The organism is Micromonospora sp. KC606, from assembly GCF_004348675.1.
Classification (GTDB): domain Bacteria; phylum Actinomycetota; class Actinomycetes; order Mycobacteriales; family Micromonosporaceae; genus Micromonospora.
This window is the reverse complement of record NZ_SMKN01000256.1, coordinates 1-7,823: the sequence shown is the minus strand read 5'-3', so window position 1 is coordinate 7,823 and position 7,823 is coordinate 1. Positions and strand designations below refer to the sequence as shown.

Sequence of the window (7,823 nt, the reverse complement as noted above, 5' to 3'; positions counted from 1 at the left end):
CCACCCACCCGCGCCGTCACGCAGACCGCGCTGCCCAGCGTGAGGGTCAGCCCGGCCAGCCCCGGCGCGAGGCCCCGCGTCACCGCCGAGTCGACCAGAAAGGTGCCCAGCGCGTTCGCAGCAGCCGCGGCCAGGGTCGCGGCCACTCCCACCACCACCAGGGCCACGGTGGCCCGCCCGCCGCGCGACCGCGCGGCCCGGGCCGCGGGCCGCGCCTCCCCCGGGGGCACGGCGGGCAGGGCGGCCAGGGCGGCGACGGCAGCGGCCGCGAACGCCCAGCGCCACCCGGCGGTGAGGGCGATGGCGGGCACCGCCGCGCCGGCCAGCAGGGTGGACGCGGGAATAGCGGCCTGCTTCACGCCGAAGGAGAAACCCTGCCGGTGGGCCGGCACGTGCCGGGCCAGCGCCGCGTTGCTGGCGAGCTGACCGAACGCGTTGGCCGCCGCGCTCAACCCCAGCAGGGCCACCAGCACCGGGTACGAGCGGGCCAGCACCGCGATGGCGAGCAGGCAGGCGGCGGCGAGCAGGATGCCGGCGCGGGCCACCGTGACCGGGCCGTACCGCTCGACGAGGTGCCCGGAGGGGACCGAGGCCAGCGCGCTGACGCCGAAGTACACCGCGACGGCCAACCCCAGACCGGCGGGGGAGAAGTGGAGGTCGTCGCCCATCTGCACGGCCAGGCCGCCGACCAGGAACACGGGCAGCACGCAGGCGATGGTGGTGGCGACGGCTCCGGCCCCGGCGCGCAGCGGGCGTACCTCGGGCCGGCTCGGGGAGGGGGTGAGGGCGGTGTCGGTCATCGCGGCCAACCTACGTGAGTCTGCTTTCCGACGGACCGGTGTGGCGGAGGGATACCTGCCACGTACGCGCTGATCTGGCATCCTCGACCCGAACGGGCGTTCCGTCCCTGGGCGTTTTTTCATATTGTGTAAGTCCCCGGCTGCGGAGGTGGTTGTGCGCGACCCCCTGGCGGAGCCTTCGGATCTCATCCGGAGCGTCTCCCGCGCGCTACGCGTGCTCGAGTCGGTCGGTCGCGCTCCGAAGGGGCTGACCGTCAAGCAGATCGCCCGGCGGTGCGAGCTGACCGTCGCCACCACCTACCACCTGGTCCGGACCCTGGCGTACGAGGGTTACGTGATCCGCCGGGAGGACGGCACCTACATCGTCGGGCTGGAGGTGGCCGACCGGTACCGGGAGCTGGTCACCGCCTTCCGGGGGCCACCTGCGGTCGGGGAGACGCTGCGCCGCGCGGCCGCCGACACCGGCTGGAGCCACTACCTCGGCCGCTTCGTGGGCGGTCAGGTGGCCGTCACCGCAGTCGCCGAGGGCACCCGCTCGCCCCACCTGGAGGAGCTGGTCCCCGGCTTCGACGAGGGCGCGCACGCGACCGCGCTCGGCAAGAGCCTGCTCGCCACCCTCACCCCCGACCAGCGCTCCCGCTACCTACGTGAGTACGGCATGCGCGCGTTCACGGCCGCCACCCTGACCAGTGTGGAGGCGTTCGAGGCGGACCTGGCCGCCGGGGAGCGCCGTGGCATGCAGTTGGAGCTGGGACAGTTCCGGCAGGGGGTGGCCTGCGCGGCGGTGCTGGTCATTTCCGACAAGGACATCGAACGCCGGGTGGCGCTGGCCTGCGCGCTGCCGGCCAGCGAGATGATGACCTCCGCCCGGGTGGTCCGGGCGAAACTGCTCACCGTGGCCCGTTCCATCGCCGACATCACCGCCGCTGACACCTGACTGTCGCATCCAGGGATGGCCGACGGGCTCCGTCCCGGGCGGGGATGCGGAGCCCGTCGGTGGTGGCCCGGCGTCGGGCCACCGGGGTGGGGTCAGCTGCCGATCGGGCCGCCGTCCAGCCGCCAGGCGACCACCACGCCCGGCTTGGCGTAGTCACCGTCCGGCCAGGTCGACGCCGGCCGCTCCACGGTAGCCCCGGTCAGCTCGCCGGGGTGCTGCACCGCCACGAAGACCGAACGGTTGTCCTCGGTGATGAACGGGCCGCAGGTCTCCGCACCGATCGGCACGGTGAGGAACTGCTTGAGGTGACCCCGCTCCGGCCCTTCGACCGGGGTGGCGAACAGACCGTCGTTGCTGCCCAGCGCGTTGCCGTCGGTGGAGATCCAAAGGTTGCCGGCGGCGTCGAAGGCCACGTTGTCCGGGCAGGAGATCGGCGAGACCTTCGTCTTGTCGTACCCGGCGAAGTAGGTCGACGGGTCGGTCGGGTCGCCGGCGACGATCGGCAGCGACCAGGCGAAGGTCTCCGCGGTGTTGTCCGCGCGGTCCTCGACCAGCTCCAGGATCTGGCCGTGCTTGTTGAGGTTGCGCGGGTTCGCCTCGTCGGCCGGCGCCTTGCCGGGCTTGCCCCGGTCGGTGTTGTTGGTCAGTGCCACGTACACCTTGCCGGTGAGCAGGCTCGGCTCGACGTCCTCCGGCCGGTCCATCTTGGTCGCGCCCACCTTGTCCGCGGCGAGCCGGGTGAAGGTGAGCACGTCGGCGGCGGTCATCCCGTCGACGTACGAGCGGACGCCGCTGACCAGCCTGATCCACCGCCCCCGGCCGTTGAAGGCCCCGTCGGAGGGGAGCCTGCCGGTACCGTCGATCTCGGCGGCGCTGGTCTGCTCGATCCTCGCCACGTAGAGGGTGCCGGACTCCAGCAACGTCAGGTTGTGCTTGCGGGCCACCCACGAGTCGCCCGGCATGAACTTCTTGTCCGAGACGAACTTGTACAGGTAGTCGAAGCGCTCGTCGTCACCCATGTAGGCGACCACGCGGCCGTTGCGCGCCACGATCACGTTGGCGCCCTCGTGCTTGAACCGGCCCAGCGCGGTGTGCTTACGCGGGCGGCTCTCCGGGTCGAACGGGTCGATCTCCACGATCCAGCCGAACCGGTTCGCCTCGTTCGGGTGCTTCGCCAGGTCGAAGCGCTCGTCGGCCCGCTCCCACTTGCGGCTGCCGCTGGGGTACCGGGCGGTGGTGCTGATGCCGTACCGGGCGAGCTTCGGCTTGAGCTCCTCCGGCACGGCGTCGCCGCCGACGAAGTACTGGTTGAAGTTCTCCTCGCCGGAGAGCACCGTTCCCCACGGGGTGACGCCCCCGGCGCAGTTGTTCAGCGTGCCGACCACCGTACGGCCCTTCGGGTCGGCGGTGGTACGCAACCAGGCCGAGCCGGCGGCCGGGCCGGTCAGCTCGAACTTCGTGGCCAGCGCGGTCACCCGCCGGTTGTACGGGCGGCGGCCCTTCGTCACCGGACGCCACTGCCCGGTGCCGTCGACCCGCTCCAGCTCCACCACGGACATGCCGTGCGCGGCCATGGTGACCCGCAACTGCTCCACGGTGAGCGCGTCCATCCCGGTGAAGCCGGGGAACATCAGATCCTCGTTGGTGTACTCGTGGTTCACCACGAGCAGCGCCCGCCGGCCACGCCGGTCCAGCGGCAACACCCCGACGAAGTCGTTGTTGTAGCCGAACTGCCGGGACTGGGCGGCGGCGGTCTGGTTGCGCAGGTCGAACCCGGGCGCGCCGGGGACGACCGGGTCACCCCAGCGGATGACCACCGAGTGGTCGTACCCGTTCGGCACGACCAGGGTGTCGAGCGTGTTCGGCGGGATCGGCTTGAAGGTGAGCGCCCCGGTGCCGGCGGGCGGCCGGGGGCGGCCGAAGCCGGTCACCTCGGGCACGACCGGGGTGGCGGGCGCGGCGGCGGCCGGAGCCGACCCGCCGGCCGCGCCGAAGCCGAGCACCAGGGCGCCGACCGCGCCGGCCCGCACCACGCCGCGTCGGCTCACCTCGGCGGAGACGATGTCGCCGAAGTACGCGTTGTCGGAGGAGTTGGGTACGGGGTGGTCGCAGGCGTTGCCGCACCGGTACAGGCAGGTCATCGCATCACGGCTGCCGTGCCGGGGGGTGCCCAGCAGCGGGAGCAGCCGGGGACGGTCGCTCATGGGGAAGCCTCCTGGAAGCAGGTTCACTGGCACGCCGGGACAGCTTTGGACGTGCGTACCGGCCGGAGGCTGCCAGGGCGCGGTGAGCGGACCTCGGCGCGAGTGTGAACCTGGTGTGAACAGCGGGAGCGGATGAACCGATCGGCGGGGCCGCGCGTATCCACGGACGGACACACACACCGCCCGACCCGGTGCGGAGAGCGAGGTGATCACCGTCAGCGACCACGACGCCCAACTGCTGCGCGCGTTGCACGACGAGCATGCCGAGGCGCTGTACGCGCACGCGCTCCGCCTGGTCAACGGCGACCGGACGCGGGCGGAGGACCTGGTGCAGGAGACCCTGTTGCGGGCCTGGCGTCACCCGGAGTCGTTGGATCCGCGCCGCGGGTCGGTCCGCGCCTGGCTGTTCACCACCGCCCGGAACCTGGCGATCGACGCCTGGCGGCGCCGGTCCACCCGGGTCGGTGAGGTGTTCACGGAAGACCTGCCCGAGCCGCCCGAGGTGATCGACGAAGCGGAGCGCGCGGTGGAGGCGTGGACCGTCGCCGAGGCGCTGAACCGGCTCAGCCCGACCCACCGGGAGGTGCTGGTCGAGTGTTTCTACCAGGGCCGCTCGGTGTCGGAGGCGGCTGCTCGGCTCGGCGTGCCACCGGGGACCGTCAAGTCCCGCACCCACTACGCACTGCGCTCACTACGGTTGGTCCTGGTTGAGATGGGGGTGACCGGATGACCCGCTGCGAGTTCGCGTTCGACGACGGCGCGTACGTGCTGGGCGCCCTCGCCCCGGCGGACCGGGCGGCCTACGAACGCCACCTCGCCGGCTGCTTCGAGTGCCGGGAGGCGGTGGCCGAGATCGCCGTGCTGCCCGGACTACTGGGCCGGCTCGACCCGACCGACCTGGTGGAGTTCCTGCCGCCGCCACCGGCGGCCGACCGGGTGCCCGACCTGCTCGCCGTGGCGCGCAACCGCCGCCGCCGGGAACGCTCCGCCGCCCGGCTGAGGTACGGGCTGACCGCGCTGGTCGCCGCCGCGTTCGCGCTGGTCGTCGGCCTCGGCGGGGCTGTCGCGCTGCGCCCGGCCCCAGCCCCGGCCCCGACGCCGACCGTGCAGGCGATCCGCATGGTATCCATGGCGCCGGTGTCGGCGAAGACCCCGGCGGTGCACGCGGAGATCGGGCTGACCGGCAAGAAGTGGGGCACCGAGATCACCATGCACTGCGGGTACGACGCGACGGCCGGCTACGGCAAGGCGTACACCTTCCGGCTGGTGGCGTACGGCCCGGACGACACGACCGAGCAGATCGCCTCCTGGCTGGCCGGTCCCGGTGACGACGTACGCCTCACCGGGGCGACCCGGTTCACCGACGCGGAGCTGGTCCGTCTGGAGTTGATCCGCGCCGACGGGACCACCGTTCTCGACTACGAGGTGCGCTGAGGCCACCCCACGCCGACCGGATCGGCTCGGGCCGGATCGGCTCGGGCCGGGCCGGGCCGGGCCGGTGGGTCATGGGGTGGCGGCGACCGGTTCCATCGACCGGGCGGCGATCCGGTTGCGCCGGCCCTGCCGCAGCAGGTCCGCCGTGAAGATCATCAGGGCCACCCAGACCAGGGCGAAGCCGGCCAGCCGGGCCGGTGGCAGCGGCTCGTGGAAGACCAGCACACCGCAGCCGAGCTGAAGGACCGGGGCGAGGTACTGGAGCAGGCCGAGCCCGGACAGCGGCAGCCGGTTGGCCGCGCCGGCGAAGAGCAGCAGCGGGACGGCGGTCACCGCGCCGGCCAGCATCAGCAGCACGGTGTGTCCGGCCGAGACGTGTCCGAAGGTGGCCGTGCCCCGAGACGCCAACCAGCCCAGGTACGCCAGGGCCGGCAGCGCCAGCACCGCCGACTCGACGAAGAACCCTTCCGCGGCGGGCAGCCCGAGCTGCTTCTTGACCAGCCCGTATCCGGCGAAGCTGAACGCCAGGGTCAGCGCCAGGTACGGCAGCCGGCCGTAGTCGACGGTGAGCACGGCCACCGCCAGCGCGCCGACGCCCAGCGCCACCCACTGCGCCGGGCGCAGCCGCTCGCGGAGCACGAAGACGCCGAGCAGCACCACGACCAGTGGGTTGATGAAGTAGCCCAGGGCGGTCTCCACCACCCGGTCGGAGTTCACCCCGTAGATGTAGACGGTCCAGTTGACCGCGATCAGCACCGCCGCCGCGACGATTCCGGCCAGTGCCCGGGGTCGCCGGGCCAGCGCGCGCAGGAAACCGACGTTGCGCATGGCGGCCAGCACCAGCGCGACGAAGAGCACCGACCAGACGATCCGGTGCGCCAGGATCTCCACCGGACCGGCCGGACGCAGCAGCTTCAGGTAGACCGGGAAGAAACCCCAGATCAGGTAGGCGCCGAAGCCGTAGAGGTAGCCGAGCCGGGTCTGGTTCACCCCTCCACCGTAAGGGCCGGATCAGCCCTCTGGTCCTTCCCCGTGAGCGGGCTCACCGGCTCAAACGCTGGTCCAGCTCCATCCAGCGCTCCGGCTGGACGGGAATGAACCCGAGCTTGGCGTAGACGCCGTGCGCGTCGGCGGTGGCCAGCAGGATCCGGCGTACGCCCAGCTCGGCCAGGTGGTCGCGGGCCGCTCCGGCGAGCCAGCTGCCCAGGCCCCGTCCCCGCTCCCGCCGCGCCACGTAGACGTCGCAGAGCCAGGCGAAGGTGGCCGCGTCGGTGACCACCCGGGCCACCGCCACCTGTGCGCCGTCGCCGGCACGGTAGACCCCGAACGCGATCGAGCCGGCGAAGGCGCGGGCCACCGTTTCCCGGCTCCGCCCCAGCGCCCAGTACGCGTCGGTGGAGAGCCAGTGGTGCACCCGGCCCAGGTCGATCCGGTCCGGGTCGGTGCTGAGCTGGTAGCCGTCGCGGGTCGCGGTGAACATTCCTGCGACGCTAGCCCGACCGCCCCGCCCTCAAGCGAGCCAATTCCCACTCGCTGGTCGTCGCGCCACCCTCGCGGCGGGCGGTCGAACTCGCGCCGTACCAGCTCGCCGCGGGCCCGCGACTGAGGTCAGTCGCGGTCGAGGACGGTGCCCAGGATCCAGGTCACGATCCCGACGAAGAGCGCGCCGAGAACCGCCTCCGGCCAGAAGCCCGCCACGTGGAAGGGCAGCCCGGCCTGGTCGGCGATCCAGCTGGTGAGCAGGAAGAGCAGACCGTTGACGACCAGCGCGATCAGCCCGAGGGTCAGCAGGTACAGCCCGCAGCCCACGGTCTTGATGATCGGCTGGAGCACCGCGTTGACCACGCCGAAGATCACCGCGACCAGCAGCAGCGTGACGACCGTCTCGACCGCCGAGCTGGAATCCAGGGAGATGCCGGGGATGAGCAGCGTGGCCAACCAGAACGCGACGGCTGTGGCACCCAGCCGAATGAAAATGCCCTTCATGCAGGGATGGTGTCACGGGAGATCCACTGTGGGAACCCTCCGGGACGGCCGGTGGCGAATGACCGCCGGTCGGCCTCAGCGCCGCCCCGGTCGACCGATCAGCTGCGACTCGATCGGCGTCGGCGAGAGCAGCGCCCAGCGCAACGCCCGCCGGTTCACCACCGCCACCATGTCGTTTTGGATCCGGGTCAGCCACTCCGCCGACCCTCCCAACCCGAGCGCGGAGCCGGCCAGCGCCGCCTCCCGCGAATCCAGCGGTTGCAGCACCGCCAGATCCGCCCGGCCCAGGACGTCCACGTCGGCGGCGGTCAGCTCGTCGCGTACCACCAGGGTGGCCTGCCAGGCCGGCCCCGGCGTCGGCTCGACCGGCGTCGCCCCCACGTCCACCACCAGCAACACCGGGCGCATCGGCGAACCGGGCCCGCCGCCGACCGTTCGCCCCGGCGGCAGCACCGCCACACC

The 7,823-nt window shown here is 72.5% G+C and carries 8 protein-coding genes and 1 pseudogene; 3 read left to right on the top strand and 6 right to left on the bottom strand.

Translation table 11 applies throughout. The features are described 5' to 3' along the window. The coding region (locus E1193_RS28330) for an MFS transporter (RefSeq protein ID WP_132186231.1) at positions 1-800 on the bottom strand (800 nt) is incomplete at its 3' end. A gap of 154 nt (positions 801-954) precedes the next feature. Between E1193_RS28330 and E1193_RS28325 the strand changes: the two genes are divergently transcribed. Continuing rightward, complete coding sequence (locus tag E1193_RS28325; RefSeq protein WP_132186230.1) at positions 955-1,737, top strand: IclR family transcriptional regulator C-terminal domain-containing protein; 783 nt, start codon at positions 955-957, stop codon at positions 1,735-1,737. A gap of 92 nt (positions 1,738-1,829) precedes the next feature. On the opposite strand, the gene E1193_RS28320 is transcribed toward E1193_RS28325, so the two are convergent. Continuing rightward, positions 1,830-3,941, bottom strand: coding sequence for a PhoX family phosphatase (locus E1193_RS28320; protein ID WP_132186229.1), 2,112 nt, complete (start codon positions 3,939-3,941; stop codon positions 1,830-1,832). Positions 3,942-4,146: 205 nt separating this feature from the next. Between E1193_RS28320 and E1193_RS28315 the strand changes: the two genes are divergently transcribed. Continuing rightward, on the top strand, positions 4,147-4,671 hold the full coding sequence (locus tag E1193_RS28315) for a sigma-70 family RNA polymerase sigma factor (protein WP_132186228.1): 525 nt from the start codon (positions 4,147-4,149) through the stop codon (positions 4,669-4,671). Continuing rightward, positions 4,668-5,375, top strand: a complete 708-nt coding sequence (locus tag E1193_RS28310) for a zf-HC2 domain-containing protein (protein WP_132186227.1) — start codon at positions 4,668-4,670, stop codon at positions 5,373-5,375. The genes E1193_RS28315 and E1193_RS28310 overlap by 4 nt, the downstream gene beginning before the upstream one ends. A 69-nt stretch (positions 5,376-5,444) precedes the next feature. Here the strand turns inward: E1193_RS28310 and rarD are convergent, their stop codons facing one another. The 4 genes and pseudogenes from rarD to E1193_RS28290 all read right to left on the bottom strand — a co-directional run. Beyond that, positions 5,445-6,365: an EamA family transporter RarD gene (gene rarD / locus E1193_RS28305; protein WP_132186226.1), complete on the bottom strand. Its 921-nt coding sequence runs from the start codon at positions 6,363-6,365 to the stop codon at positions 5,445-5,447. 52 nt (positions 6,366-6,417) lie between these two features. Next, positions 6,418-6,855: a GNAT family N-acetyltransferase gene (locus E1193_RS28300; RefSeq protein ID WP_132186225.1), complete on the bottom strand. Its 438-nt coding sequence runs from the start codon at positions 6,853-6,855 to the stop codon at positions 6,418-6,420. Between the two features lie 128 nt (positions 6,856-6,983). After that, on the bottom strand, positions 6,984-7,361 hold the full coding sequence (locus tag E1193_RS28295; RefSeq protein ID WP_132186224.1) for a phage holin family protein: 378 nt from the start codon (positions 7,359-7,361) through the stop codon (positions 6,984-6,986). Positions 7,362-7,436: 75 nt separating this feature from the next. After that, a pseudogene (locus E1193_RS28290) lies at positions 7,437-7,823 on the bottom strand (type VII secretion protein EccE); the annotation flags it as partial.